The sequence below is a fragment of the Streptomyces sp. NPDC006551 genome (assembly GCF_040611675.1).
In the GTDB taxonomy this organism is placed as follows: domain Bacteria; phylum Actinomycetota; class Actinomycetes; order Streptomycetales; family Streptomycetaceae; genus Streptomyces.
Genome location: NZ_JBEXOT010000001.1, coordinates 237,615 through 263,012, shown reverse-complemented (window position 1 = coordinate 263,012; position 25,398 = coordinate 237,615). Strand labels below are relative to the sequence as shown.

The 25,398-nt window shown below is 71.8% G+C and carries 25 protein-coding genes; 13 read left to right on the top strand and 12 right to left on the bottom strand.

Annotated elements, in window-relative coordinates:
- Positions 1 to 54: 54 nt before the first annotated feature.
- Both ABZY12_RS01100 and ABZY12_RS01095 read right to left on the bottom strand, forming a co-directional pair.
- Positions 55 to 858, bottom strand: coding sequence for a purine-nucleoside phosphorylase (locus tag ABZY12_RS01100; protein WP_356885789.1), 804 nt, complete (start codon positions 856 to 858; stop codon positions 55 to 57).
- Between the two features lie 230 nt (positions 859 to 1,088).
- A complete protein-coding gene (locus ABZY12_RS01095; protein WP_356885787.1) occupies positions 1,089 to 1,526 on the bottom strand; it encodes a gamma-glutamylcyclotransferase in 438 nt (145 codons plus the stop codon).
- Between the two features lie 263 nt (positions 1,527 to 1,789).
- Here ABZY12_RS01095 and ABZY12_RS01090 point away from each other — a divergent pair, with 263 nt between their 5' ends.
- Complete coding sequence (locus ABZY12_RS01090; protein ID WP_356885785.1) at positions 1,790 to 3,229, top strand: NAD(P)H-quinone dehydrogenase; 1,440 nt, start codon at positions 1,790 to 1,792, stop codon at positions 3,227 to 3,229.
- A 165-nt stretch (positions 3,230 to 3,394) separates the two neighbouring features.
- A complete protein-coding gene (locus ABZY12_RS01085) occupies positions 3,395 to 4,363 on the top strand; it encodes a DeoR/GlpR family DNA-binding transcription regulator (RefSeq protein ID WP_356885783.1) in 969 nt (322 codons plus the stop codon).
- Positions 4,364 to 4,460: 97 nt separating this feature from the next.
- Here the strand turns inward: ABZY12_RS01085 and ABZY12_RS01080 are convergent, their stop codons facing one another.
- Together ABZY12_RS01080 and ABZY12_RS01075 are read right to left on the bottom strand one after the other, a co-directional pair.
- Positions 4,461 to 5,006 (bottom strand): helix-turn-helix domain-containing protein, encoded by a 546-nt coding sequence (locus tag ABZY12_RS01080; RefSeq protein WP_356885781.1) that lies wholly within the window; start codon positions 5,004 to 5,006, stop codon positions 4,461 to 4,463.
- A 119-nt stretch (positions 5,007 to 5,125) separates the two neighbouring features.
- Positions 5,126 to 6,880 (bottom strand): biotin carboxylase N-terminal domain-containing protein, encoded by a 1,755-nt coding sequence (locus ABZY12_RS01075; RefSeq protein ID WP_356885779.1) that lies wholly within the window; start codon positions 6,878 to 6,880, stop codon positions 5,126 to 5,128.
- Positions 6,881 to 7,241: 361 nt separating this feature from the next.
- Here ABZY12_RS01075 and ABZY12_RS01070 point away from each other — a divergent pair, with 361 nt between their 5' ends.
- Positions 7,242 to 7,667 carry a hypothetical protein gene (locus ABZY12_RS01070; RefSeq protein ID WP_356885777.1) on the top strand — a complete coding sequence of 142 codons (426 nt, stop codon included), beginning with the start codon at positions 7,242 to 7,244 and terminating at the stop codon, positions 7,665 to 7,667.
- Between the two features lie 25 nt (positions 7,668 to 7,692).
- Here the strand turns inward: ABZY12_RS01070 and ABZY12_RS01065 are convergent, their stop codons facing one another.
- The 3 genes from ABZY12_RS01065 to ABZY12_RS01055 form a co-directional block, all read right to left on the bottom strand.
- Positions 7,693 to 8,298: a nucleoside triphosphate pyrophosphatase gene (locus ABZY12_RS01065; RefSeq protein WP_356885775.1), complete on the bottom strand. Its 606-nt coding sequence runs from the start codon at positions 8,296 to 8,298 to the stop codon at positions 7,693 to 7,695.
- Positions 8,299 to 8,339: 41 nt separating this feature from the next.
- Positions 8,340 to 8,468, bottom strand: a complete 129-nt coding sequence (locus ABZY12_RS01060) for a hypothetical protein (protein ID WP_356885773.1) — start codon at positions 8,466 to 8,468, stop codon at positions 8,340 to 8,342.
- Positions 8,469 to 8,543: 75 nt separating this feature from the next.
- Positions 8,544 to 9,182, bottom strand: a complete 639-nt coding sequence (locus ABZY12_RS01055) for a TetR/AcrR family transcriptional regulator (protein ID WP_356885771.1) — start codon at positions 9,180 to 9,182, stop codon at positions 8,544 to 8,546.
- A gap of 77 nt (positions 9,183 to 9,259) precedes the next feature.
- Between ABZY12_RS01055 and ABZY12_RS01050 the strand changes: the two genes are divergently transcribed.
- Positions 9,260 to 10,516 carry an SGNH/GDSL hydrolase family protein gene (locus tag ABZY12_RS01050; protein ID WP_356885769.1) on the top strand — a complete coding sequence of 419 codons (1,257 nt, stop codon included), beginning with the start codon at positions 9,260 to 9,262 and terminating at the stop codon, positions 10,514 to 10,516.
- Positions 10,517 to 10,591: 75 nt separating this feature from the next.
- Here ABZY12_RS01050 and ABZY12_RS01045 read toward each other — a convergent pair whose 3' ends face one another.
- Both ABZY12_RS01045 and ABZY12_RS01040 read right to left on the bottom strand, forming a co-directional pair.
- Positions 10,592 to 10,804 (bottom strand): acyl-CoA carboxylase subunit epsilon, encoded by a 213-nt coding sequence (locus ABZY12_RS01045; protein ID WP_356885767.1) that lies wholly within the window; start codon positions 10,802 to 10,804, stop codon positions 10,592 to 10,594.
- Between the two features lie 17 nt (positions 10,805 to 10,821).
- On the bottom strand, positions 10,822 to 12,414 hold the full coding sequence (locus ABZY12_RS01040) for an acyl-CoA carboxylase subunit beta (RefSeq protein ID WP_356885765.1): 1,593 nt from the start codon (positions 12,412 to 12,414) through the stop codon (positions 10,822 to 10,824).
- 133 nt (positions 12,415 to 12,547) lie between these two features.
- On the opposite strand from ABZY12_RS01040, the gene ABZY12_RS01035 reads away from it, so the two are divergent.
- From ABZY12_RS01035 to hutH, 5 genes are all read left to right on the top strand, one after another.
- Positions 12,548 to 13,399, top strand: a complete 852-nt coding sequence (locus ABZY12_RS01035) for a biotin--[acetyl-CoA-carboxylase] ligase (RefSeq protein ID WP_356885763.1) — start codon at positions 12,548 to 12,550, stop codon at positions 13,397 to 13,399.
- Between the two features lie 201 nt (positions 13,400 to 13,600).
- Positions 13,601 to 14,737 (top strand): adenylate/guanylate cyclase domain-containing protein, encoded by a 1,137-nt coding sequence (locus ABZY12_RS01030; protein WP_356885761.1) that lies wholly within the window; start codon positions 13,601 to 13,603, stop codon positions 14,735 to 14,737.
- Positions 14,738 to 14,813: 76 nt separating this feature from the next.
- Complete coding sequence (locus ABZY12_RS01025) at positions 14,814 to 15,611, top strand: enoyl-CoA hydratase-related protein (RefSeq protein ID WP_356885759.1); 798 nt, start codon at positions 14,814 to 14,816, stop codon at positions 15,609 to 15,611.
- Positions 15,612 to 15,720: 109 nt separating this feature from the next.
- Entirely contained in the window at positions 15,721 to 16,836 is a 1,116-nt protein-coding gene (locus tag ABZY12_RS01020) for a GGDEF domain-containing protein (RefSeq protein WP_356885757.1), read from the top strand.
- 98 nt (positions 16,837 to 16,934) lie between these two features.
- The gene (gene hutH, locus ABZY12_RS01015; RefSeq protein WP_356886252.1) at positions 16,935 to 18,476 is read left to right on the top strand and encodes a histidine ammonia-lyase; all 1,542 of its coding nucleotides are present in this window, start codon (positions 16,935 to 16,937) and stop codon (positions 18,474 to 18,476) included.
- Positions 18,477 to 18,567: 91 nt separating this feature from the next.
- On the opposite strand, the gene ABZY12_RS01010 is transcribed toward hutH, so the two are convergent.
- Positions 18,568 to 18,855, bottom strand: a complete 288-nt coding sequence (locus ABZY12_RS01010; RefSeq protein WP_356885755.1) for an LAETG motif-containing sortase-dependent surface protein — start codon at positions 18,853 to 18,855, stop codon at positions 18,568 to 18,570.
- A 108-nt stretch (positions 18,856 to 18,963) separates the two neighbouring features.
- On the opposite strand from ABZY12_RS01010, the gene ABZY12_RS01005 reads away from it, so the two are divergent.
- Together ABZY12_RS01005 and ABZY12_RS01000 are read left to right on the top strand one after the other, a co-directional pair.
- Positions 18,964 to 19,332: a hypothetical protein gene (locus ABZY12_RS01005; protein WP_356885753.1), complete on the top strand. Its 369-nt coding sequence runs from the start codon at positions 18,964 to 18,966 to the stop codon at positions 19,330 to 19,332.
- A gap of 196 nt (positions 19,333 to 19,528) precedes the next feature.
- Positions 19,529 to 20,797: an Ig-like domain-containing protein gene (locus tag ABZY12_RS01000; RefSeq protein WP_356885751.1), complete on the top strand. Its 1,269-nt coding sequence runs from the start codon at positions 19,529 to 19,531 to the stop codon at positions 20,795 to 20,797.
- Between the two features lie 109 nt (positions 20,798 to 20,906).
- Here ABZY12_RS01000 and ABZY12_RS00995 read toward each other — a convergent pair whose 3' ends face one another.
- Entirely contained in the window at positions 20,907 to 21,770 is an 864-nt protein-coding gene (locus ABZY12_RS00995; RefSeq protein ID WP_356885750.1) for a helix-turn-helix transcriptional regulator, read from the bottom strand.
- Positions 21,771 to 21,900: 130 nt separating this feature from the next.
- Here ABZY12_RS00995 and ABZY12_RS00990 point away from each other — a divergent pair, with 130 nt between their 5' ends.
- Positions 21,901 to 22,944 (top strand): NAD(P)-dependent alcohol dehydrogenase, encoded by a 1,044-nt coding sequence (locus ABZY12_RS00990; protein WP_356885748.1) that lies wholly within the window; start codon positions 21,901 to 21,903, stop codon positions 22,942 to 22,944.
- A 79-nt stretch (positions 22,945 to 23,023) separates the two neighbouring features.
- Positions 23,024 to 23,392, top strand: coding sequence for a DUF1330 domain-containing protein (locus tag ABZY12_RS00985; protein ID WP_356885746.1), 369 nt, complete (start codon positions 23,024 to 23,026; stop codon positions 23,390 to 23,392).
- On the opposite strand, the gene ABZY12_RS00980 is transcribed toward ABZY12_RS00985, so the two are convergent.
- The gene (locus tag ABZY12_RS00980; RefSeq protein ID WP_356885744.1) at positions 23,375 to 25,225 is read right to left on the bottom strand and encodes an ABC-F family ATP-binding cassette domain-containing protein; all 1,851 of its coding nucleotides are present in this window, start codon (positions 25,223 to 25,225) and stop codon (positions 23,375 to 23,377) included. The genes ABZY12_RS00985 and ABZY12_RS00980 overlap by 18 nt on opposite strands.
- Positions 25,226 to 25,398 lie beyond the last annotated feature (173 nt).

Here is a 25,398-nt window from a genome sequence, read left to right as displayed (position 1 = left end):
CGGGCCCCTCGGCTCGCCTCGTACCCGTACCCCGGTGGCGCCGAAAGGCGGCCGTCAGATCCGGTCGAGCACCCGGGTGAGCAGCTCGCCCATGCGCGCGGCCGAGTCACGGCCCGCCTGGAGGACCTCCTCGTGGTTCAGCGGCTCGCCCGAGAGGCCCGCCGCCAGGTTGGTCACCAGGGAGATGCCGAGAACCTCGGCGCCGGCCTCGCGGGCCGCGATGGCCTCCAGGACGGTGGACATGCCGACCAGGTCGCCGCCCAGGACGCGGACCATGTTGATCTCGGCCGGGGTCTCGTAGTGCGGCCCGGGGAACTGCACGTAGACGCCCTCTTCGAGGGTCTCGTCGACCTCCTGGCAGAGCGCGCGGAGCCGCGGCGAGTACAGGTCGGTGAGGTCCACGAAGTTCGCGCCGACGATCGGGGAGGCACTCGTCAGGTTGATGTGGTCGCTGATCAGGACCGGCTGGCCGGGGCGCATGCCCTCACGCAGACCGCCGCAGCCGTTGGTCAGCACGACGGTCTTGCAGCCGGCGGCGACGGCGGTGCGCACTCCGTGGGCGACGGAGGCGACGCCCCGGCCCTCGTAGAAGTGGGTGCGGCCCAGGAAGACCAGCACGCGCTTCTCGCCGATCTTGTACGAGCGGATCTTGCCGCCGTGGCCCTCGACGGCCGGGGGCGGGAAGCCGGGCAGCTCGGTGACCGGGAACTCGGCCTCCGGGGCACCGAGCGCGTCGACGGCCGGCGCCCAGCCGGAACCCATCACCAGGGCGACGTCGTGGTTCTCGGTGCCGGTCAGCTCGCGAAGACGCGCGGCAGCGGCCTCGGCGGCCTCGTACGGGGTGGCAGTTGCGTTCACTGACTCTCTCGCCTCGGGGAGGGGGGTCCGAGGAAGGCCCCGGACGGATTTCATACGCGCAGAAGCGTAGCCCGAGAATCCCTACGCGCGTAGATGACGATGCTGACGGACATGCGATCGTTGTCTTGTCGTTTCCGACGAATGGCCCAGCGGGCGGCGCGCAAGACGTTCCGCCGAGCCGATCCGGCCACGCGGCGGTACGGGCCCCGGCGACCCGCGGCGGGCGGGCGTCAGCACGGGCGCTTGCGCAGCTCCATCACGTAGTCGTGCGGCGCGCCCGCCGACTCGGCCGCGTCCGCGATCTCGCCGAGGTACCGGGCGGACGGCAGACCGCCCTCGTACGCGTTGAGGACGTACACCCACGCCGGCTCCTCGCCGTCCAGGGTGTGCACCCGTACCCGCATCCGGCGGTAGATGTCGAGGCCGACACCCTCCCAGCGGTCCATCGAGTCCTCGTCCATCGGCGCGATGTCGTACAGCGCGACGAACACCTGGGAACGCGGTGCCTCCACGATCGTGGCCAGCGCCCCCTCCCAGCCCATCTGCTCACCGCCGAAGGTCAGCCGCCAGCCGTTGAGCCAGCCGGTGCCGCGCAGCGGGGAGTGCGGGGCGCGGCGGGTCATGAGCCGCGCGTCGAGGTTGCCGGCGTACGCGGCGTAGAGCGACATGGGATCGAGGGTACGGGAGGGGAGAGGGTGTGCGCGGAAGTCCCGAGGTGGGGCAGGTGCGGAGGGCGGGTCCGGGTCCGGACCCGGTCCGGCCCGGCGCGCGACCGGCGCCCGTCCGGGGCCGTTCGGTGGCCCCGGCGAGAGGCAGGCCCCGGCGTACGGGACAATGGGGTACGCACTTGAAGCGTGCGGGACAATGGCGTACGCACTGCAGCCCAGCGGGGGACCCCCCGGCAGAACGAGAGCGCGAGGCGTAGATCCCAGTGACCCGGATCGTGATCATCGGCGGCGGACCCGGCGGATACGAGGCGGCCCTCGTGGGCGCCCAACTCGGCGCGGAGGTGACCGTCGTCGACACCGACGGTCTCGGCGGCGCGTCCGTCCTGACCGACTGCGTTCCCTCGAAGACCCTCATCGCGACGGCCGAGGTGATGACCACCTTCGACTCCTCGTACGAGGAGCTGGGCATCATCGTGGCCGACGACACCCCGCACGTGGAGCAGGCCGCCCGCGTCGTCGGCGTCGACCTCGGCAAGGTGAACCGGCGTGTGAAGCGCCTCGCGCTCGCCCAGTCCCACGACATCACGGCCTCCGTCACCCGGGCCGGCGCCCGGGTGCTGCGCGGCCGGGGCCGGCTGTCGGGCCGGCAGGCCATGGACGGCTCGCGCCAGGTGATCGTGACCGCCGCCGACGGCTCCGAGGAGTCGCTGACCGCCGACGCCGTCCTGATCGCGACCGGCGGCCACCCGCGCGAGCTGCCCGACGCGCAGCCCGACGGCGAGCGGATCCTGAACTGGACCCAGGTCTACGACCTCAAGGAGCTCCCCGAGGAGCTCATCGTGGTCGGCTCCGGTGTGACGGGTGCCGAGTTCGCCGGCGCCTACCAGGCCCTCGGCTCCCGGGTCACCCTCGTCTCCTCCCGCGACCGCGTGCTGCCCGGCGAGGACCCGGACGCCGCCGCCGTCCTCGAGGACGTCTTCCGCCGCCGCGGCATGAACGTCATGGCCCGCTCGCGCGCCGAGTCCGTCAAGCGGGTGGGCGACCGCGTCGAGGTCACCCTGGCCGACGGCCGGGTCATCTCCGGCACGCACTGCCTGATGGCGGTCGGCGCGATCCCGAACTCGGCCGGCATGGGTCTGGAGGAGGCCGGGGTCCGCCTGAAGGACTCGGGGCACATCTGGACCGACAAGGTCTCCCGTACCTCCGCCCCGGGCGTCTACGCCGCCGGTGACGTCACCGGCGTCTTCGCGCTGGCCTCGGTGGCGGCGATGCAGGGCCGGATCGCGATGTACCACTTCCTCGGTGACGCGGTGGCCCCGCTGAACCTGAAGACGGTCTCCTCGAACGTCTTCACCGACCCGGAGATCGCGACCGTCGGCTACACCCAGGCGGACGTGGACGCGGGCAAGATCGACGCCCGGGTCGTCAAGCTGCCGCTGCTGCGCAACCCCCGCGCGAAGATGCAGGGCATCCGGGACGGTTTCGTGAAGATCTTCTGCCGCCCCGGCACGGGGATCGTGGTCGGCGGCTGTGTCGTCGCCCCGAAGGCGAGCGAGCTGATCCACCCGATCTCGATCGCGGTCGACAACAATCTGACGGTCGAACAGATCGCGAACGCGTTCACCGTGTACCCCTCCCTGTCGGGCTCGATCGCCGAAGTGGCACGGCAGTTGCACACCCGAAAGACCGGCGGCGAGAGCTAGCCCGCCCTCCCGGCCGGGGAGATCCGGACAACCCCGGCAAGCAGGGGCATGGAGCACACAACGACGGGGCCTCCCTTATCACTTGGAGGCCCCGTCTGTGTGCAACTTCTGCAATTCGGCGCATAGTGCTGAAAAGTATCGGGCGCTCAGGTTACTGTCAGTTTCGTGTTCGCTGCAGAACGTCGTCAGTTGATCCTCGAAATGGTGCGCGCCAACGGGGCCGTGTCGCTCCGTGAGCTCGCCCGCGTCGTCCAGACCTCAGAAGTGACCGTACGGCGAGACGTGCGGGCGCTGGAGGCAGAAGGACTCCTCGACCGCCGGCACGGCGGTGCGGTACTGCCGGGCGGGTTCACGCGAGAGTCCGGCTTCCCGCAAAAGTCCCATCTCGCGACCGCGGAGAAGACGGCGATCGCCGACGTCGCCGCGAGCCTCGTGGAGGAGGGCGAGGCCATCGTCGTCGGCGCCGGGACGACCACGCAGGAGCTGGCCCGCCGGCTCGCCCGCGTGCCCGGTCTGACCGTGGTCACCAACTCCCTGCTCGTCGCCCAGGCGCTCGCCCACGCCAACCGGGTCGAGGTCGTCATGACCGGCGGCACGCTGCGCGGCTCGAACTACGCGCTGGTGGGCAGCGGGGCCGAGCAGTCCCTCCAGGGGCTCCGGGTCTCCCGCGCCTTTCTCTCGGGCAGCGGTCTGACCGCCGAGCGCGGTCTGTCCACGTCCAACATGCTCTCGGCGAGCGTGGACCGGGCGCTGGTGCAGGCGGCGGCGGAGGTCGTGGTCCTCGCCGACCACACCAAGCTGGGCACCGACACGATGTTCCAGACGGTGCCGACGGACGTGATCACACGGCTCGTCACCGACGAGCCGCCGGTGCACGACGACCGGGCCGCGACGGAGCTCCAGGCGCTGGCCGACCAGGGCGTCCAGATCGCCGTGGCCGGTACGGGCGCGGGTGCGGGCACGGGCGGTGACCCGGTCCCCCCGGGCGGCCGCCCGCGCCGTGACGTGCCCCTCCCCGGTCAGCGCGGCGGCAGACACCCGGCCGGTCAGTTCCGCGGAGTGACCGCCGCGATGGCCGCCGAGCCGCTCGCACCGGAAAGAACCGCGCGCGTCGCGGACATGCGGCGCCGCTGAACGCCGGGCCTCAGCGCTTGAGGCGGGCTGTGACGACCCGTCGGGTCCGGGCCCTCAAGCGCCTGGCGGGCCTCTGGCATCGCCGGGCTCCGGGCCCTCAGCGCTTGAGGCCCCGCAGGGTCAGGGTGAGCAGGCGGTCCGCCAAGTTCTCGTCCTCCGGGGACTGTTCGGCGGCGAGCGCGATCGCGTTGGTGAGCTGCATCAGATCGCCGATCGACACGTCGTCGCGGACCGTTCCGGCCTCCCGGGCCCGGTCGAGCAGACGCTCGCCGGCGGCGCGCAGCGGGACGCTGCACTGCGAGAGTGCCGAAGTCTCGTCGTACGAAGCCGACATGAGCGCACGCGCGAGGCCCCGGTACTCACCCGCGTGGGTGACCAGGGCGCGCAGCCACTCCACGAGCGCCCGGCACGGTTCCTCGGCCCCGGCGAGCTCGCGGGAGCGCTGGAGGAGTGCGGCCAGCGCCTCCTGGAAGACCGCGTTCATCAGGGCGTCGCGGCTCGGGAAGTGCCGGTAGAGGGTGCCGATGCCGACGCCCGCGCGCCGGGCGACGTCCTCCAGGGAGGCGTCCGTGCCGTGCTCCGCGAACGCGGCGCGGGCCTCGGCGAGCAGCCGTTCGTGGTTGCGGCGCGCGTCGGCACGCATGAGTCCCCTGTCTCCCGTTCCTGTGTCCCGGTGTGTCCGTGACCGTGGCCGCGTCACTGTCGACGAAGGGCCCGCAGGCGGTGCGCCTGCGGGCCCTTCGTACCGTACCTGTGGGCGGATCAGTCCTTGATCTCGCAGATCGGGGCGCCGGAGGTGACGGACGCGCCGACCTCGGCGGACAGGCCCTTGACGGTACCGGAGCGGTGCGCGTTGAGGGGCTGCTCCATCTTCATGGCCTCCAGGACGACGATCAGGTCGCCCTCCTTGACCTCCTGGCCCTCCTCGACGGCCACCTTCACGATGGTGCCCTGCATCGGGGAGGCGAGGGTGTCACCGGAGGCGGTCGGGCCGGACTTCTTCGCCGCCCGGCGCTTGGGCTTGGCGCCCGCGGCCAGGCCGGTGCGGGCCAGGCTCATGCCGAGGGAGGACGGCAGGGAGACCTCCAGGCGCTTGCCGCCGACCTCGACGACGATGGTCTCGCGACCGCTCTCGTCCTCGTCGGTCTCGGCACCGGCCGGGGCGAACGGCTTGATCTCGTTGACGAACTCGGTCTCGATCCACCGGGTGTGGATCCGGAACGGGTCCGCGGTGAACGCCGGGTCGGCCACGACGGCCTGGTGGAACGGGATGGCGGTGGCCATGCCCTCGACCTTGAACTCCGCGAGCGCGCGGGCGGCGCGCTGGAGCGCCTGCTCGCGGGTGGCGCCGGTGACGATCAGCTTGGCGAGCAGCGAGTCCCAGGCGGGGCCGATGACGGAGCCGGACTCGACACCGGCGTCGAGGCGGACGCCGGGGCCGCTGGGCGCCTGGAAGGCGGTGACGGTGCCGGGGGCGGGCAGGAAGTTACGGCCCGGGTCCTCGCCGTTGATACGGAACTCGAAGGAGTGACCGCGCACCGCCGGGTCGCCGTAGCCGAGCTCCTCGCCGTCGGCGATACGGAACATCTCGCGGACCAGGTCGATGCCGGTGACCTCTTCGGTGACCGGGTGCTCGACCTGGAGGCGGGTGTTGACCTCCAGGAAGGAGATCGTGCCGTCGACGCCGACGAGGAACTCCACCGTGCCGGCGCCGACGTAGCCGGCTTCCTTCAGGATCGCCTTGGACGCCGCGTACAGCTGGGCGTTCTGCTCGTCCGACAGGAACGGCGCGGGGGCTTCCTCGACCAGCTTCTGGTGGCGGCGCTGGAGCGAGCAGTCACGGGTGGAGACGACGACCACGTTGCCGTGCTGGTCGGCCAGGCACTGGGTCTCGACGTGCCGGGGCTTGTCGAGGTAGCGCTCGACGAAGCACTCGCCGCGGCCGAAGGCGGCGACCGCCTCGCGGACGGCGGAGTCGTACAGCTCCGGCACCTCTTCGAGGGTGCGGGCGACCTTCAGGCCGCGACCGCCACCGCCGAAGGCGGCCTTGATCGCGATCGGCAGGCCGTGCTCCTCGGCGAAGGCGACGACCTCGTCCGCGCCCGAGACCGGGTCGGGGGTGCCCGCGACGAGCGGGGCGCCCGCGCGCTGGGCGATGTGACGGGCCGCCACCTTGTCACCCAGGTCGCGGATGGCCTGCGGCGGCGGGCCGATCCAGGTCAGACCGGCGTCGATCACGGCCTGGGCGAACTCCGCGTTCTCGGAGAGGAAGCCGTAGCCGGGGTGGATGGCGTCCGCCCCCGAGTCCTTGGCCGCCTGCAGCACCTTGGCCATGTCCAGATAGCTGGCGGCCGGGGTGTCACCGCCCAGAGCGAACGCCTCGTCGGCCGCGCGGACATGCAGAGCGTCCCGGTCCGGATCGGCGTAGACGGCTACGCTCGCGATCCCGGCGTCCCGGCACGCCCGGGCGACGCGGACAGCGATTTCGCCACGGTTGGCGATGAGCACCTTGCGCACGATGGCTCCCTCCTTGAAACAAGCTGAGTTTAGGGACTGCCGACACGGCCTTTCGACCCGTCCCCAGTGGTGAGCTTGCCCACACGGAGCGTGATACGAGGCGTTCGGGGTCGAGAAATCCCTTGTCGTACCACGGTACGCAGGGTTCCTTTACGGCACAGTAGCTCCGAGGTGTGGCGCAGGTCTCTGTTCCGGCGACCAGTCGCCGAGCGGGTTTCTTTGTGGAGTCCCTACGAATGGCTCAATGATTCTTTGCCGCCGGCCCCGGGCGCGCGGACCCTTGTCGAGAGGTTTACCAGTCAGTAGCCTTCGCGCCATCGTCCGTACTGCAGGTAACAGCCGTACTCAGGGGGTGGCCCAGGTGGCCCGCAGACCGATAGCGCTCGTGACGGCGGCGGTGCTCCTCCTGGAGGCGCCGGGCATCGTCGCCCTCAACGCCGTGATGGCGAGGTTCGTGGAGATCCAGTCGATGTCCCTGGACGGCCTCGACCCGGACGCGATGGTGACCGGCACCTGGGCCCTCGGCATCGTCTCGGGTCTCCTCCTCGCCGCGTGTGCCCTGGTGGCCGCCCTGACCGGCATCCGCGACCGCAGCCCCGGCCGCGCGGGCCGGGCCCTGCTCATCGGCTGCGCGGTGGTGCACGCGGTGCTCGGCGCGGTGACGATCGGGCTGATCGGGTGGGGCGCCTTCGCGTTCATGATGGTCGTGGTGGGCCTCGTCGTGCTCACGCTGGTGGCGTACGGGGAGACCGCCCGGGAGGCCCGGGAGGCGCCGGCGCCCGCGTGAGGACGCCGCCGCCCGCGAGCCGCCGTCAGGTCCACAGGTCGGTGATGGAGACCCCCAGCTTGCCGAGCAGCGTGCGCAGCAGAGGCAAGGAGAGGCCGATCACGTTGCCCGGGTCGCCGTCGATGCCGTCGATGAACGGTGCCGAGCGGCCGTCCAGGGTGAACGCGCCCGCCACATGGAGGGGTTCGCCGCTCGCGACGTACGCGGCGATCTCGTCGTCCGTCGGCTCGCCGAAGCGGACGATGGTGGAGGCGGTCGCGGACTCGTAGCGCTTGGCAGTGGTGTCGTAGACGCAGTGGCCCGTCTGGAGGATGCCGACGCGGCCCCGCATGGCCTTCCAGCGGGCCGTGGCCTCCTCGGCGTCGGCCGGCTTGCCCAGCGCCTGCTTGTCGAGCTCCAGGACCGAGTCGCAGCCGATGACCAGGGCGCCGAACGCCTCGGGGCGGGCGGCGACATGGGCGGCCTTCGCCTCGGCGAGCGCGAGGGCGAGTTCGGCGGGGGTCGGGGCGTGCACCTTGTCCTCGTCGACGCCGCTCACGATGACCTCGGGAGCGAGTCCGGCCTGGCGCAGCAGTCCGAGACGGGCGGGCGAGGCGGAGGCGAGCACGACACGGCGGCGATCAGCAGTCATGGGGGCAGCGTAGCCAGTACCGGGCCGTCAGGCCGCGCGTCTCAGTGCAGGCCGGCCGCGAACATCGCCACCAGCATCGCCAGGGCCAGCAGGATGGACGCGCGACGCAGCATGGCCTGCATGTCGCGCATCTCCTTCGGCGGCTCGTTCTTCGGGTCGGACCAGAGCATGCCTCCGATCCTGCGGGCGGGGCGGCCGGGGCGCCTGAGTACGCGTACTCAAGCGCCCCGGTGCCAACGGACTACTTACCGGGGGATGAACACTCCGCCACCGGCCGCCGTCAGGGCCGCCTCCACCGCGCGCTCCGCGTCCTGCGGCCTCAGCGGCTCGCGCGTGACCACGAAGCGGTAGTAGAGCGGGGCCGAGACCGCGCGGAGCAGTTCGAGGCCGTCCGTGGCGGCCGGGACCTCTCCGCGCGCCGCGGCCCGGTCCACCACCGGGGCCCACTCCTCCAGGCGGGCCCGGTAGAAGCCGTTCAGGGCGGCGGCGCACTCCTCGTCACAGGCCGCGGCGGCGATGACCGCGCGGAAGACGGCGCCCATCCGGGGATCGGTGAGGGTCCCGCGTACGAGTTCGGCGTTGGCGCGCAGGTCGCCGGCGAGGGTGCCGGTGTCGGCGGCGGGCAGGGACCGGTCGGCCATGTCGCGCAGGAGGTCGGCGACGAGGCCGACGGGGGAGCCCCAGCGGCGGTAGACGGTCGTCTTGCCGACGCCCGCGCTCGCGGCGATCCGGTCCATGTTCAGGGTGTGGAAGCCGGTGCTCGCGAGCGCGTCCTCGGTCGCTTCGAGGACGGCCGCGCGGACCTTGGCCGTACGGCCCCCCGGGCGGACTGAACCCGGCGTACCGTCCCCTTCGCCCCCGCCCAAACGGGTCTGTTGTTCCATTAGCGCCTCCGAGTCTGCTACGGTCCTGAGCATCTTAACGGAACGACGTTCCCGTTAACCCTTGGAAGGGTCGTGTCATGAAGAAGCTCGTCGCACCGCTGCTGGCCACCGCGCTCGGCCTCACCCTCCTCTCCGCCACCCCGTCCGGCGCCGGCCCCGGCCCCCACGCCCCGTCGTGGCATGCCGCGTGGGGCGCCGCCCCGCAGCTCCCCGCCACCGGGTTCACGCCCAACTGGTCCCAGGAGGGCTTCTCGCGCCAGACCGTCCGCCAGGTCGTCCGTCTCACCGAGGACGGTGACCACGCCCGTATCCGGCTCTCCAACGCGTACGGGACCTCGCCGCTGATCGTCACGGGCGCCACCCTCGCCCGTACGGACACCGGCGCGGCGGTCGAACCGGGCTCCGTCCGCCACCTCACCTTCGGCGGGAAGCGGTCCGCGACCGTCCCCGCCCACGGCGAACTGCGCAGCGATCCCGCCGCCCTCGGCCTGCGGCGCCTGGAGTCGGTCACCGTCACGCTCTATCTCGCCGGAACGACCGGACCCGCCACCTTCCACTCCCAGGCCTGGGCCGACACCTACCGGGCCGAGGGCGACCACCGCGCCGACGTCGACGGCCGGGCGTTCACCGCCCGCACCCAGTCCTGGTACTACCTCAGCGGGGTCGAGGTGAGCGGCGGGACACTGCCGCGTCAGGCCCGCAAGGGCGGCGTGGTGCTGTTCGGCGACTCCATCACCGACAGCTTCGGCTCCACCCCGAACGCCGACCGCCGCTACTCCGACGCCCTCGCCGAACGCGTCGACCGGCCCGTCGTGAACGCGGGCATCGGCGGCAACCTGGTCCTCAACGACTCGGCCTGGTACGGCGAGCGCTCCACCGCCCGCTTCCGCCGCGACGCCCTCGACCAGCCCGGCGTCTCGACCGTCGTCCTGCTGCAGGGGCTCAACGACATCGGCTACAGCGAGGCGGCTCTCAAGCCCGACCCGCAGCCCACCTACAAGCCCTCGCCCGTCGTCTCCTCCGCCGAGATCATCGCCGCCTACCGCGAGTTGATCGGCGCCGCGCACGACCGCGGGATACGAATCGTCGGCTCGACGCTGCTGCCCTTCAAGGGAACCGGCCACTGGGGCCCGACCGCCGAGCGGACCAGCGCCGAGGTCAACCACTGGATCCGTACCTCCGGCGCGTTCGACGCGGTCGTCGACTTCGCGCGGCTCCTCGCCGACCCCGAGGACCCGAAGGCACTGCACCCCGCCTACGCGTACGCGGACCGGCTGCACCCCAACGACGCCGGCTACCGCCTGATGGCCGAGGCGGTCGCGCCCCTCGTCTGAACCCGACGCCGAAGCGACGCGCGAAGGCCGGACCTCCCGCACAAGAGGTCCGGCCTTCTTCGCGTACGTCTGAGGTCAGACGGGCCAGTAGGAGCGCGCCCACGAGCGCGGCCCCGGCCGGTGCCGTACCCCGCGGGCGATCCGCGACGGGTCCGACCAGCCCTCCGGAACCGCCGGGCCGCCCTCGGCGGCGGACGCCGCCGCCGTCGCCGCGGCCCGCGCCTGGACCACCGCAAGTGCGGCGGCCAGCTCCTCCGGGGTCGGATTACCTCGAACGACCTTGATCACAGCGGCTCCTTGAAGGTCTAGAGGGGGATGTTGCCGTGCTTCTTCGGAGGCAGGGATTCCCGCTTCGTGCGCAGCTGACGCAGGCCCTTCACGATCTGCGGACGGGTGTCCGACGGCATGATCACGCCGTCGATGTAGCCGCGCTCGGCCGCCGTGTACGGGTTGAGCAGGGTGTCCTCGTACTCCTGGATCAGCCGCGCCCGCTCCGCCTCCTGATCCTCGGCGGCGGCGATGGTGCGCCGGTGCAGGATGTTCACCGCGCCCTGCGCGCCCATGACCGCGATCTGAGCGGTCGGCCAGGCCAGGTTGAGGTCCGCGCCAAGGTGCTTGGAGCCCATGACGTCGTACGCGCCGCCGAACGCCTTGCGCGTGATGACGGTGATCAGCGGGACGGTCGCCTCGGCGTAGGCGTAGATCAGCTTGGCGCCGCGGCGGATGATGCCGCCGTACTCCTGGTCGACGCCCGGCAGGAAGCCCGGCACGTCGACGAAGGTGATGACCGGGACGTTGAAGGCGTCGCAGGTACGGACGAACCGCGCGGCCTTCTCGCTCGCGTTGATGTCCAGGCAACCGGCGAACTGCATCGGCTGGTTGGCGACGATGCCGACCGGGAAGCCCTCCACCCGGCCGAAGCCGGTGAGGATGTTCGGTGCGAACAGCGGCTGCGTCTCCAGGAACTCGCCGTCGTCCAGGACGTGCTCGATGACCCGGTGCATGTCGTACGGCTGGTTCGCGGAGTCCGGGATCAGGACGTCCAGCTCGCGGTCCTCGTCGTTCACCTCGGTCTCGGCGACCTCGGGGAAGGCCGGCGGCTCCGAGAGATTGTTCGAGGGCAGGTACGACAGCAGGGACTTGACGTACTCGATCGCGTCCTTCTCGTCGCCCGCCATGTGGTGCGCGACGCCGGAGGTGGTGTTGTGGGTGCGTGCGCCGCCCAGCTCCTCGAAACCGACGTCCTCGCCCGTCACGGTCTTGATGACGTCGGGTCCGGTGATGAACATGTGCGAGGTCTGGTCGACCATCACCGTGAAGTCGGTGATCGCGGGGGAGTAGACCGCGCCGCCGGCGCACGGGCCGACGACCAGGGAGATCTGCGGGATCACACCCGAGGCGTGGGTGTTGCGGCGGAAGATCTCGCCGTACATGCCGAGCGCGCTGACGCCCTCCTGGATACGGGCGCCGCCGGAGTCGTTGATGCCGACGACCGGGCAGCCGGTCTTCAGCGCGAAGTCCATCACCTTGATGATCTTCTGGCCGAAGGTCTCGCCGAGCGCGCCGCCGAAGACCGTGAAGTCCTGCGAGAAGACGGCGACGGGACGGCCGTCGACCGTACCGTAACCGGTGACGACACCGTCGCCGTACGGGCGGTTCTTCTCCAGACCGAAATTGGTCGAGCGGTGCCGGGCCAGCTCGTCCAGCTCCACGAACGAGCCCTCGTCGAGCAACAGCTCGATCCGCTCGCGCGCGGTCAGCTTCCCCTTCGCGTGCTGCTTCTCCACGGCGCGCGCGGAGCCGGCATGGGTGGCCTCGTCAATCCGGCGCTGCAGATCCGCGATCTTGCCTGCGGTCGTGTGAATGTCGATCTCTTGCGGCTCTACCGGCTCGGACATCGGGATGCGGCTCCCTGCCTGGTCACGGGGGTTCGATGACTACGAATGGGCTACTGCTGGGCTACTGATCCGTAGCGTATCGACGCCGATACGGTTCGGCACTGCGGTGTTTGCCACACCTACGCTGCCTTGCATGACGTCTTCACATGACTCAGGAGGCCCCTGGTCCGACCTGGACCGGCCCCCGCTCAACGCACCCGCGCTGCGCCGCGCGCTCCTGCACCCCGACGGCCTCTGGACCTCGCTCGACGTGGTCGCCACGACCGGCTCCACCAACTCCGACCTGGCCGCCCGCGCCGGCGACCTGCCGGAGGGAGCGGTCCTGATCGCCGAGGAGCAGACCGCGGGGCGCGGCCGCCTCGACCGCAGCTGGGTGGCGCCGGCCCGGTCCGGGCTCTTCCTGTCCGTCCTGTTCAAGCCCGCCGTGCCGGTGCACCGCTGGGGTTGGCTGCCGCTGCTGACCGGCGTCGCCGCGGCGACCGGCCTCGCCAAGGCCGGCGGCGTGGACATGTCCCTCAAGTGGCCCAACGACCTGCTGGTTTCGGTCGGCGGAGAGGAGCGCAAGACCGGCGGCATCCTCGCCGAGCGGTCGGGCGAGGACGGTGTCGTCGTCGGCCTCGGCATCAATGTCACCCTGCGTGAGGACGAGCTGCCGGTCCCCGGGGCCGGCTCCCTGCTCCTCGCGAACGCCGTCTCGACGGACCGCGACACGCTGCTGAGGTCGGTCCTGCGCTCCGTGGAGCAGTGGTACGGCGACTGGGTGCGAGCGGACGGCGACCCCGAGGTGTCGGGTCTCCAGGCGGCGTACGCGGCGGGCTGCGCGACGCTGGGCCGCCGGGTGCGGGCCGAGCTTCCCGGTGAGCGGATGCTGGAGGGCGAGGCGGTGGCACTGGACGGCGACGGCCGTCTGGTGGTGGCGACGGAGGGCGGCGGCACGGAGGCGGTCTCGGCGGGCGACATCGTCCACGTGCGTGCGGACGACTGACGGACCGCACCCCGTCCGTCAGGGTCTGGGCAGGCGTTTCTCCTCGGGATCGAACCCGGGGGAGGAGCGGCTGCCCACACCCCCGAAGGAGATCGCGGGCACCGTTACGGCGTGAGCTGGCACACACCTGTCGTATCGTGGAGCGCGATCCAGGCGACAGATCGGCAGGGCAGTGGGCAGGGAACGGGCAGGAGGCGGCCGGTGACCGTCGACGACGAGAACGCGGGCGGGGACGAGCCGGCCACGTATCCCACCCCCCACCATGTCGTCGATCACACGGCGGAGCCGACCGACAACCCCCTCGCCATCCGCCTCGAACAGCTCATCCTCGGTGCCGAGCGCCGCTACACCCCCTTCCAGGCCGCCCGCACCGCCGGCGTCTCCATGGAGCTCGCCTCGCGCTTCTGGCGCGCCATGGGCTTCGCCGACATCGGGCAGGCCAAGGCCCTCACCGAGGCCGACGTGCTCGCGCTGCGGCGCCTGGCCGGTCTCGTCGAGGCGGGACTGCTGAGCGAGCCGATGGCCGTGCAGGTCGCCCGCTCCACCGGGCAGACCACCGCCCGGCTCGCCGAGTGGCAGATCGACTCGTTCCTGGAGGGCCTCACCGAGCCGCCCGAACCAGGGATGACCCGCACCGAGGTCACGTACCCCCTGGTCGAGCTGCTCCTGCCCGAGCTGGAGGAGTTCCTGATCTACGTCTGGCGCCGCCAGCTCGCCGCCGCCACCGGCCGGGTCGTCCAGGCCGGCGACGACGAGGAGATGGTCGACCGGCGGCTCGCCGTCGGCTTCGCGGACCTCGTCGGCTTCACCCGGCTCACCCGGCGCCTGGAGGAGGAGGAGCTCGGCGAGCTGGTCGAGGCCTTCGAGACGACCTGCGCCGACCTGGTCGCCGCGCACGGCGGGCGGCTGATCAAGACCCTCGGTGACGAGGTCCTGTACGCGGCGGACGACGCCGGCACCGCCGCCGAGATCGCGCTGCGGCTGATCGAGACCCTCAGCCACGACGAGACGATGCCCGCCCTGCGCGTCGGTATCGCCTTCGGCACGGTCACGACCCGGATGGGCGATGTCTTCGGCACGACCGTGAACCTGGCGAGCCGGCTCACCTCGATAGCGCCCAAGGACACCGTCCTGGTGGACGGGGCGCTCGCCGAGGAGCTCACCAGGACCGGGGACGCGCCCGTCTCGGAGACCCAGGCGGCGGAGGAGGCGGCTCGCGCGGAGAAGGAGGGCGAGGAGCCCCCGGCGTACCGCTTCGCGCTCCAGCCGATGTGGCAGCGCCCGGTGCGCGGTCTGGGCGTCGTCGAGCCCTGGCAGCTGAGCCGCCGCCCGACTTAGGCCCACCCGGCCCCGATCCGCCGGACCGGCCCCTAAGATCCCGGTGAACAGTCGTTAACCGGGAGGGTGTGCGGTCATGTCGGTCCAGTCCGAGCAGCGCTTTGGTGAGTTCGTCGTGGTCCGGAAGGTGGGGCATGTCGCCGAGCTCGTCCTCGACCGGCCCAAGGCGATGAACGCCGTCTCCTCCGAGATGGCCCGCTCCATCGGCGCGGCCTGCGACGCGCTCGGCGCCGATGCCGCGGTGCGGGTGACGGTGCTGACCTCCTCCAACGACCGGGCCTTCTGCGTCGGCGCCGACCTGAAGGAGCGCAACTCCTTCACGGACGCCGAGCTCGTCCGTCAGCGGCCCACCGCGCGCGGCGCCTACACCGGGGTCCTCGAACTGCCGATGCCGACCGTCGCGGCCGTGCACGGCTTCGCCCTCGGCGGCGGGTTCGAGCTGGCTCTGGCCTGCGACGTGATCGTGGCCGACGCGACGGCCGTCGTCGGTCTGCCCGAGGTCTCCGTGGGCGTCATCCCCGGCGGCGGCGGTACGCAGCTGCTCCCGCGCCGGGTGGGCGCGGCCCGCGCCGCCGAGCTGGTCTTCACGGCGCGCCGGGTGGAGGCGGCCGAGGCTCGTGAGCTGGGCCTCGTCGATCTCCTGGAGGACGACGCCCGTACGGCGGCGCTGGAACTCGCCGGGCGGATCGCGGAGAACTCCCCGGTCGGGCTGCGGGCCGCCAAGCGGGCGATGCGGCTCGGACAGGGGCTCGATCTGCGGGCCGGCCTGGAGGTCGAGGACGCGGCGTGGCGGTCCGTGGCGTTCTCGGGCGACCGGGCGGAGGGCGTGGCCGCCTTCAACGAGAAGCGGAAGCCGCAGTGGCCCGGTGAGTGAGACCCGCCGGCGCCGGGCAGGCGCGAGAAGATCTCGCCGATGGTCCGTCATGTGACTTTCCGTGACGCTCCACCAGTGAAAACAGGCCGAACGTCCCTAAGCTGTAGAAATGGGAGAGGACGTGCGGCTGCGGGCCGTGGTGGCGCTGGCGCAGGCGATGGCGGCGGCGCACACCCCGCGCGAGTTCTGGCGGGCGGCCGCGCTGGGCGCCCGCGACGCGCTCGGCGGCAGTTTCGCCGCGCTGTCCGTCTGGGAGCGTGACCACGGCCGGCTGAAGGTGCTGGTGAACGCCGGGGAGTCGGCGCTCGGCGAGGAGGAGTTCCCGGACGCCGAGACGTACCCCGTCCATCAGTTCCCCGAGATCACCGAGTTCCTGCACGCGCGGTGGGCGGGCGGCGGCGAGCCGGACGCCTGGGTGGAGACGGCGGACGACCACGTCGTGACCGGCCGGGTCGCCGGGCTGCGCAGGCGCGGCCGCGGCTGCTGCGTGGTCGCGCCGGTGATCCTGCACGGGCGGGCCTGGGGCGAGCTGTACGTGGCGCGGCCGGCCGGGGCGCCGCCCTTCGATCGCGACGACGCCGACTTCGCGGCGGTCCTCGCCGCCGTGGTGGCGGCGGGGATCGCGCAGGCGGAGCGCCTGGAGGAGGTGCGGAAGCTGGCCTTCACCGACCCGCTGACCGGCCTGGCGAACCGGCGCGCGGTCGACACCCGGCTCGACGAGGCGGTCGAGCGCTACCGCGCGGACGGCTCCGTGGTGAGCCTGGTGGTGTGTGACCTGAACGGCCTGAAGCGGGTGAACGACACCCATGGGCACGCGGTCGGCGACCGGCTGCTGGAACGCTTCGGCTCGGTGCTCTCGCGGTGCGGGGCGATGCTGCCTGGGGCGCTGTCGGCGCGTCTGGGCGGCGACGAGTTCTGCCTCCTGTCGGTGGGTCCGACGGCCGACGAGGTGGTGGCGGTCGCGGACGAGCTGTGCGTACGGGCCGGGGAGCTGGAGCTGGGTGAGGGGGTGGCGTGCGGGGTCGCCTCCACCGGAGACCCGATCGGCCCGCTGAAGTCGGCGCGCCGGCTCTTCCGTCTGGCGGACGCGGCGCAGTACCAGGCGAAGGCCGCGCGCTCCTCGAAGCCGGTGGTGGCCGGTCGGGACGGTACGGTCATCGCCCTCGCCGACGCCCCGCCCGGCGGCCGCGACCGCCGCCGCTTCCGCGACGCCCCACCGGTGTGAGGCGCCGCGCCCGGGTGGCCGCCGCAGCCGGTAAGGGGCCGTCACCGAGATGACTAGTGACACGTTGGGATTCAGTCCGTAGGCTGCTGAATATGGATATGCACTCTGTCGTCCTCGGTCCTTCCGGCACCACCGCGCAGGACGTCATCGACGTCGCCCGTCACGACGCCCGCGTCGAGCTGTCGGCCGAAGCCGTGGAGGCGCTCGCCGCGTCCCGGGCCGTCGTCGACGCGCTCGCCGCGAAGCCCGAGCCCGTGTACGGCGTCTCCACCGGTTTCGGCGCGCTGGCCACCCGGCACATCAGCCATGAGCTCCGCGCCCAGCTGCAGCGCAACATCGTCCGCTCGCACGCCGCCGGCATGGGTCCGCGCGTCGAGCGCGAGGTGGTGCGCGCGCTGATGTTCCTGCGGCTGAAGACCGTCGCCTCCGGCCACACCGGCGTCCGCCCCGAGGTCGCCCGGACCATGGCCGACGTGCTCAACGCCGGCATCACCCCCGTCGTGCACGAGTACGGCTCCCTCGGCTGCTCCGGAGACCTCGCCCCGCTCTCCCACTGCGCGCTGACGTTGATGGGCGAGGGCGACGCGGAAGGCCCCGACGGCACCGTGAGGCCCGCCGGCGAACTGCTCGCCGCCGCCGGCATCCAGCCCGTCGAGCTCCGGGAGAAGGAGGGGCTCGCCCTCCTCAACGGCACGGACGGCATGCTCGGCATGCTGATCATGGCCCTCGCCGACCTCGACACCCTCTACAAGTCCGCCGACATCACCGCGGCCCTCTCCCTCGAAGCCCTCCTCGGCACCGAGAAGGTCCTCGAGCCCGAGCTGCACGCCATCCGCCCGCACCCGGGCCAGGGCGCCTCCGCCGCCAACATGCTCGCCGTGCTCAAGGGCTCCGGCCTCACCGGCCACTTCCAGGCCGACGAGGCCCCCCGGGTCCAGGACGCGTACTCGGTGCGCTGCGCCCCGCAGGTCGCGGGCGCCGGCCGCGACACCCTGGCGCACGCCCGCCTGGTCGCCGAGCGCGAGCTCGCCTCCGCCGTCGACAACCCGGTCGTGCTCCAGGACGGTCAGGTCCGCTCCAACGGCAACTTCCACGGCGCCCCCGTCGCGTACGTCCTCGACTTCCTCGCCATCGCCGCCGCCGACCTCGGCTCCATCGCCGAGCGCCGCACCGACCGGCTCCTCGACAAGAACCGGTCCCACGGGCTGCCGCCCTTCCTGGCCGACGACGCCGGCGTCGACTCGGGCCTGATGATCGCCCAGTACACCCAGGCCGCCCTGGTCAGCGAGATGAAGCGGCTGGCCGTCCCGGCGTCCGCCGACTCCATCCCGTCCTCCGCCATGCAGGAGGACCACGTCTCCATGGGCTGGTCGGCCGCCCGCAAGCTGCGCACCGCGATCGGCAACCTCAACCGGATCATCGCCGTCGAGCTCTACGCCGCCACCCGCGGGATCGAGCTCCGCCACGGTCTGACCCCGGCGCCCGCCTCGCGGGCCGCCATCGACGCCCTGCGCGCCGCCGGCGTCCAGGGCCCCGGCCCCGACCGCTTCCTCGCCCCCGACCTGGAGGCCGCCGACGTCTTCGTACGGGAAGGGAAGCTCGTCGCGGCCGTGGAGCCGGTCACCGGGCCGCTCGCGTAACCACCGCTTACCAGGACCGCGAAGATCACGGAGGGCCGCCCCCAGGTGTGGAGGCGGCCCTTCCGGCATGCCGTGGAGTCCTGGGCGCCGCTTACGAAGCCCGGCCGCCGCGTCGCATCGCCAGCGCCACGAAACCCGCTCCCACCGCGAGAAAGCCCGTACCGCCGATCAGATACGGCGTCGTGTCCGGACTACCGGTCTCGGCCAGGCGCGCCCCGCCGGCCTCACCGCCCTCGCCGCCGTCCTGCCTCACCGTCGTCCGCACGCCGCCGGGCGGGCGTTCCTCATCGGTGGCGTTCGCGGACGGAACGAACCACAGCGCGCACAGCAGTGTCCCGGCAGCGGTGGCGGTCAGCAGCGGGCGGCGTGCGACGGACACAGATTTCGATCCCCCTTGCGGAAACCGCGAATTGGTGTGTCCGCCGATGCTAATGAACACAGCGGGTCGCGGGAAAGCCGGGAGCCCGGGCGGCCTACGCTCCCTCGTATGAGCACTTCCGAGACTTCACGCTATGTACGGCTTCGAGTGGAGGTCGTCCTGGAGATCGACGGCCCCGAGGAGCTGACCGAGGCGGCCGTCGGCCGGATCGACACCGACGAGTTCATGCCCGACGACGAGCGCGTCCACGCCCGCTCCGCCGTCCAGGAGGACAGCGCCGAGGCCCTCGCCTATCTCGTCGAGCCCTTCGACCTGGTCAGCACGGTGCCCGGGATCGAGCTGGTGCAGGCCTCCTGGAGCAGCGAGGAGATCGACTACGACCCCGATGCACAGGAGTGGGACCTCGACGAGGAAGATGGTCCGGACACGGACGAGGACGACGACGTGGACGTGGACGACGACGAGCAACGGGTGTAGCGGCGGCATCGGCCCCCGCTCGGAGCCCCGGAGCGGCGTCGCTCGTCGCGGCGCCCGCCGGGGCTTCTCCGTGTACGGGAACCAGGCGCCCCGCGTCTGCGTGTCGGTCAGTGGTGTTCCCCACAAACCGTCCGGTTACGGAACCGGACGGGGTGTCATGGAAGTTCTCAGCGGTAGTGGCAGGGAATCGGCGACGATGGAGAAGCGTGTGATGACGGACAGCAAGCGCCGCCGCAAGAGCCTGGCGGCGACGGCCGCGGTGCTCGGTGGCGTATTGGTGCTCTCGGCGTGCAGCGACGGGGACAAGGGCGGAAGCGCCGGCTCCCCGACCCCGAACTCACAGGCCCAGGTCGACGAAGCCGCGGCGCAGAAGACGTCGAAGGCGCAGATATCCATCGCGCCGGAGAACGGCGCCGCCAACGCGTCGATCAACAATGACGCCAAGGTCACCGTGACCGACGGCACGCTCACCGAGGTCACCATGACCACGGCCGAGGGCGCGAGCGTCAAGGGCGAGATATCCGCCGACGGCAAGAGCTGGAAGCCCTCCGAACAGCTGAAGCGGGCCACCGTCTACAAGATCGCAGCCACGGCGAAGGACGCGGACGGCCTGGAGGCGCACGAGAACTCCTCCTTCACCACCGTCTCGCAGGCCAACAGCTTCATCGGCAACTTCACCCCCGACAGCGGCTCGACCGTCGGCGTGGGCATGCCGGTCTCGATCAACTTCAACAAGGCGATCACCGACAAGAAGGCCGTCCAGAGCGGCATCAAGGTCACCTCCAGCAGCGGCCAGGAGGTCGTCGGGCACTGGTTCAACTCCCAGCGCCTGGACTTCCGCCCGGAGAACTACTGGGCCGAGGGCTCGACCGTCACGATGAAGCTGGAGCTCGACGGCGTCGAGGGCGCCGAGGGTGTCTACGGCGTCCAGCAGAAGACGGTCACCTTCAAGATCGGCCGTAACCAGGTCTCCACCGTCGACGTCGCGACCAAGACCATGACGGTCAAGCAGGACGGCAAGACGGTCAAGACCATCCCGATCTCCGCCGGCTCCCCGGAGAACCCGACCTACAACGGTCAGATGGTGATCTCCGAGAAGTTCAAGGAGACCCGGATGAACGGCGCCACCGTCGGCTTCACCGACGACGACGGCAAGGGCGAGTACGACATCAAGGACGTCCCGCACGCCATGCGGCTCTCCACGTCCGGCACGTTCATCCACGGCAACTACTGGGGTCCGGACTCGATCTTCGGCAACTCCAACACCAGCCACGGCTGCGTGGGCCTGAACGACGTGAAGGGCGCGGGCGACCCGAAGCAGATGGCCGCCTGGCTCTACGACCACTCGATCGTCGGCGACGTCATCATCGTCAAGAACTCCAAGGACAAGACGATCGCGCCCGACAACGGCCTCAACGGCTGGAACATGAGCTGGTCGCAGTGGAAGGCCGGCTCGGCGCTCTGACCCGCCCGTACGTACGCGCGGCTGATCGGCCCGTACGTACGCGAAGCCGACCCGCCCGTACGTGCACGAGAACGGCGGCTCCCTCGCTCCGAGGGGGCCGCCGTTCTCGTCACCGTACGTCGACGGGCTCGTCCGCGCCCCAGGTGGCGAGCAGCCGCAGCGCGTCCGCCGACGCCGACCCCGGCTCCGCCTGGTACGTCACGAGCACCAGGTCGGGGTCCCCGCCGGACACCTTCAACGTCTCGTAGCCCAGCGTCATCTCGCCCACCAGCGGATGGCGCAGCCGCTTCGTCCCGTGCCCCTTGTCCGCGACCGTGTGCGCCGCCCACAGCGAGCGGAACTCCTCGCTCTTCACCGACAGCTCGCCGACCAGGGCGAGCAGCGCCGGATCGTCCGGGTAGCAGCCCGCGTACAGCCGCAGCACGCTCACCACCTCGGTCGCCTTGCACTCCCAGTCGAGATAGAGGTCGCGCGCGTGGGGCCCGAGGAACACCAGCCGCGCCATGTTCCGCTCCTCCGGCTCCATCGCCGCGAAGTCGCCGAGCAGCGCCCGCGCCATCCGGTTCCAGGCCAGGATGTCCAGCCGGCGGCCGAGCACGAACGCCGGGATCCCGTCCAGCGACTCCAGCAGATGCCGCAGCCCCGGCCGCACCTGCTGCGGCCTCGTGATCGCCGCCCGCTGCTTCTTCTTCACGGTCGGCTTGGCCAGATGCGTCAGATGCGCCCGCTCGGTGTCGCTCAGCCGCAGCGCCCGCGCGATCGAGTCCAGGACCTCCATGGACACATTGCGGCCGTTGCCCTGTTCGAGCCGGGTGTAGTACGCCACGGACACCCCGGCCAGCTGTGCCAGCTCCTCCCGGCGCAGCCCGGGAACACGCCGGTGGCGCCCGAACTCGGGCAGACCCACGTCCGCCGGCTTCAGCCGCGCCCGCCGGGAGCGCAGGAATTCACTGAGTTCGGCACTGAGATCCATACGACCCAAGTATCCGGGTCGTACGGCGGTGGGGAAAAGCCGTTCCTGTCCCTGCCAGTGGTAGGCACGCTGGACGTAGGCAGAACAGGGCCCTGGGTACGTTTCGCCGGTTCGGGCAGGCTTGGGCGCCATGACCACGAACGTTTCCGCTTACGCCGCACCCGCCGCCAACGCCCCGCTGGAGCGCACCACCGTGCCGCGCCGCCCGGTCGGCGAGCACGACGTCCTCATCGAGATCAAGTACGCCGGTATCTGCCACTCCGACATCCACCAGGCCCGCGACGGCTGGGGCGAGGGCATCTTCCCGATGGTGCCGGGCCACGAGATCGCCGGAATCGTCACCGAGGTCGGCGCCGGGGTGAGCACGTACGCCGTCGGCGACCGGGTGGGGGTCGGCTGCTTCGTCGACTCCTGCCGGGAGTGCGAGTACTGCCGTCAGGGCCTGGAGCAGTACTGCGTCAAGGGCAGCACCGGCACGTACAACGCCCTCGACAAGAACGGCGAGCCGACCTACGGCGGCTACTCCACCCACATCGTCGTCGACGAGAACTACGTCCTGCGGATCCCGGACGGCCTCTCCCTCGACGTCGCCGCCCCGCTGCTGTGCGCCGGCATCACCCTCTACTCGCCGCTCGCCCATTGGAACGCCGGCCCCGGCAAGAACGTCGCGATCGTCGGCCTCGGCGGCCTCGGCCACATGGGCGTCAAGATCGCCCACGCGCTCGGCGCCGAGGTGACCGTGCTCAGCCAGTCGCTGAAGAAGCAGGAGGACGGCCTGAAGCTGGGCGCCGACCACTACTACGCCACCAGCGACCCGGAGACCTTCGAGAAGCTGGCCGGCACCTTCGACCTGATCCTCTCGACCGTCTCGGCCCCGCTGGACTTCGGCGCCTATCTGAGCCTGCTCAAGACGGACGGTGCCCTCGTCAACGTCGGCGCCCCCGAGGAGCCGATCGCCCTCAACCTCTTCTCCCTCATCGGCGGCCGCAAGACGCTGGCCGGCTCGATGATCGGCGGCATCGCCGAGACCCAGGAGATGCTCGACTTCTGCGCGGCGCACGGCCTCGGCGCGGAGATCGAGGTGATCCGCGCCGACCAGATCAACGAGGCGTACGAGCGGGTGCTCGCCAGCGACGTGCGCTACCGCTTCGTGATCGACGCGTCGACGATCTGAACCCGGTGAGCGCCTGAGCGCCGGGGCATGACCTCCGGGGTAATCGACCCCGTACGGCATGCCCCGGCACTCTTGCGTCATGACCGCTTACGCCATCGGAAACCTGCGCCCGAAGCCCGTCCTCGACGACGAGGTCTTCACCTACATCGAGCGCATCCAGGCCACGCTGGACCCCTTCGGCGGCCGCTTCCTCGTACACGGCGCGCCGAGGCGCGAGGTCCGCGAGGGTGCGTGGCCGAGCGGGCTCGTGATCATCGGCTTCCCGTCGTTCGACCGGGCCCGCGACTGGTACGACTCCGCCGCCTACCAGGAGCTGATACCGCTGCGGACCCGGCACATGGACGGCGACATCCTCCTGATCGACGGCGTCGGACCCGACTACGACCCGGCGGCGACGGCGGCGCTGATGCGGGCCGCGCAGGCGGACGCTTCAGGAGGCGCGGCCTGAGCGCAGGTCGAGCCGCCCGCCGCGGAAGCCGGCGCGGAAGCGGCGGTCGTGGGAGACCGCGACCACCGCGCCCTCGAACACGGCGAGCGCCGCTTCCAGGTCCTCCACCAGGCTGAGCGCCACATGGTTGGTCGGCTCGTCCAGGACGAGCAGATCGGCCGGCCGGGTCACCAGCCGGGCCAGTTCGAGGCGCCGTTGCTGGCCCACCGAGAGCGCGGCCACCGGTACGCGCAGATCCTCCTCACGGAAAAGCCCGAGGGCGAGCAGTTCGTCCGCGTGCTCCTCGGGCCGGCCGGGGCGGCCCGCCGCGTACGCCGTGAGCAGCGGCTCGCGGGACGGTACGGCGGGCAGTTCCTGGGGCAGATAGCCGACGCGGGCCGGCCGGACGACCGTCCCGCTGTCGGGCACCAGGTCGCCGGCGAGGACGCGCAACAGGGTCGTCTTCCCGGCTCCGTTGGGCCCGGAGACCAGAAGCCGGTCCGTCGCCCCGATCCGCAGTCCGTCGAGACGCAGCCGGTCGCCGACGACGATGTCGGTCAACTCGGCGAGAACCCCGTGCGCGGCGGCGGTGCCCGTGTCGGAGGTGCCGGTTCCGGTGCCGCTCGTGCCGGTTCCGGTTCCGGTTCCGGTGCCGGTGTCGGTGTCGCTCGTGCCGGTTCCGGTTCCGGTTCCGGTGCCGGTGTCGGTGTCGCTCGTGCCGGTTCCGGCGGCCGCCTCGGGCCCCGCCGTACCGGCGCCGGTCGCGCCCGGTCCGGCCGTACCCGGCCCCGCGCCGGCCGTCACCGCGCGGGCGGGCCGCGCCGTGGCGAGCCTCGCCGTGAACCGCAAGGGCTCCGGTGGCGGCGTCACCGGCTCCCTGCGCAGCTGCTCCAGTCGCCGGCGGGCCGCTCTGACCTGGCCCGACAGCTTGTTCTCGTGCGAGCGGCGGTGCTTGCCGAAGCCCTGCCGGGGGTCCTTGCCGGCGACCGCCAGCCGCTGCCCGGCCGTGGCCACCAGCTCCTCCGTGCGGGCCAGCTCCTCCCGCCACTCCTCGTACTCCTGCGCCCGGCGGCGGCGGGCCGCGGCCTTCGCCGCGCGGTAGCCGGACCAGCCGTCGCCGTACCGGGTCACCGCGCGGGTGTCGCGGTCGACCTCCAGGATCGCCGTCGCCATCCTCTCCAGGAACGCCCGGTCGTGGGTGACCGCCACCACCGTGCCCCGGTGGGACCGCAGCCGCTCCTCCAACCAGTGGGCGGCGGCCCGGTCGAGATGGTTCGTCGGTTCGTCGAGCAGCAGCAGCTCGGCGCCCGAGGCGAGGACACAGGCGAGGGCGAGCCTCGACTGCTCTCCTCCGGAGAGGGTGCCGATCCGGCGCTCGTACGGCACGTGGCCGAGGCCGAGCCCGTGCAGGGCGGCGTCGACGCGGGCGTCGGCCTGGTAGCCGCCGCGCTCCTCGTACCGGGTCGACAGCTCGCCGTAGGCGGCGAGTTGCTCGGGGGTCGCGGAGCCGAGCAGCTCCTCGGCGGCGCGCAGCTCCCGCTCCATGGCGCGGAGGTCGGCGAGCGCCGCGTCGACGGTGTCCCGCACGGTCTGGTCGGGACCGACGCCGAAGGTCTCGGCGAGCGTCTGGGCGAGACGGGCGGTGCCGCCGGGGAACCGGACCGTGAGCTGCCCGGTGTCGGGGGTCTCCGCCCCGGCGATCAACCGGAGCAGCGTGGACTTGCCGGAGCCGTTCTCACCGATGACGGCGGCCTTCTCGCCGGGGCGGACGGTGAAGGAGACCTGGTCGAGGACGGAGCGGTCCCCGTACGACTTGGAGACATGACTGAGCGTGAGTTGGGCGCGGTCGCGCATGGGTCTTTCCCTGAGATCTGGGTTCCTTCGGGCCGGTCGGGAAGGGACACCGGCGACCGCCACTGCCGCGCGTGAGACGGGATCAGCGGGTCAGGCCGTGTCCGCGGCCGGAATCAGAGAAAGAAGTAGTACGAACCCATGCGCTCGAGTGTAGACGGGCGACCCGGCGACGA

Excerpts from the sequence above, each read along its gene's own strand:
- ABZY12_RS00980 (WP_356885744.1), bottom strand. The coding sequence starts at position 25,225 with ATGCGCGACCGCGCCCAACTCACGCTCAGTCATGTCTCCAAGTCGTAC.
- ABZY12_RS01025 (WP_356885759.1), top strand. The coding sequence starts at position 14,814 with ATGTCGGTCCAGTCCGAGCAGCGCTTTGGTGAGTTCGTCGTGGTCCGG.
- ABZY12_RS00990 (WP_356885748.1), top strand. The coding sequence starts at position 21,901 with ATGACCACGAACGTTTCCGCTTACGCCGCACCCGCCGCCAACGCCCCG.
- ABZY12_RS00995 (WP_356885750.1), bottom strand. The coding sequence starts at position 21,770 with ATGGATCTCAGTGCCGAACTCAGTGAATTCCTGCGCTCCCGGCGGGCG.
- ABZY12_RS01050 (WP_356885769.1), top strand. The coding sequence starts at position 9,260 with ATGAAGAAGCTCGTCGCACCGCTGCTGGCCACCGCGCTCGGCCTCACC.
- ABZY12_RS01020 (WP_356885757.1), top strand. The coding sequence starts at position 15,721 with ATGGGAGAGGACGTGCGGCTGCGGGCCGTGGTGGCGCTGGCGCAGGCG.
- ABZY12_RS01035 (WP_356885763.1), top strand. The coding sequence starts at position 12,548 with ATGACGTCTTCACATGACTCAGGAGGCCCCTGGTCCGACCTGGACCGG.
- ABZY12_RS01080 (WP_356885781.1), bottom strand. The coding sequence starts at position 5,006 with ATGCGTGCCGACGCGCGCCGCAACCACGAACGGCTGCTCGCCGAGGCC.
- ABZY12_RS01040 (WP_356885765.1), bottom strand. The coding sequence starts at position 12,414 with ATGTCCGAGCCGGTAGAGCCGCAAGAGATCGACATTCACACGACCGCA.
- ABZY12_RS01000 (WP_356885751.1), top strand. The coding sequence starts at position 19,529 with ATGGAGAAGCGTGTGATGACGGACAGCAAGCGCCGCCGCAAGAGCCTG.
- ABZY12_RS01095 (WP_356885787.1), bottom strand. The coding sequence starts at position 1,526 with ATGTCGCTCTACGCCGCGTACGCCGGCAACCTCGACGCGCGGCTCATG.
- ABZY12_RS01055 (WP_356885771.1), bottom strand. The coding sequence starts at position 9,182 with ATGGAACAACAGACCCGTTTGGGCGGGGGCGAAGGGGACGGTACGCCG.
- ABZY12_RS01060 (WP_356885773.1), bottom strand. The coding sequence starts at position 8,468 with ATGCTCTGGTCCGACCCGAAGAACGAGCCGCCGAAGGAGATGCGCGAC.
- ABZY12_RS00985 (WP_356885746.1), top strand. The coding sequence starts at position 23,024 with ATGACCGCTTACGCCATCGGAAACCTGCGCCCGAAGCCCGTCCTCGAC.
- ABZY12_RS01005 (WP_356885753.1), top strand. The coding sequence starts at position 18,964 with ATGAGCACTTCCGAGACTTCACGCTATGTACGGCTTCGAGTGGAGGTC.
- hutH (WP_356886252.1), top strand. The coding sequence starts at position 16,935 with ATGCACTCTGTCGTCCTCGGTCCTTCCGGCACCACCGCGCAGGACGTC.
- ABZY12_RS01065 (WP_356885775.1), bottom strand. The coding sequence starts at position 8,298 with ATGACTGCTGATCGCCGCCGTGTCGTGCTCGCCTCCGCCTCGCCCGCC.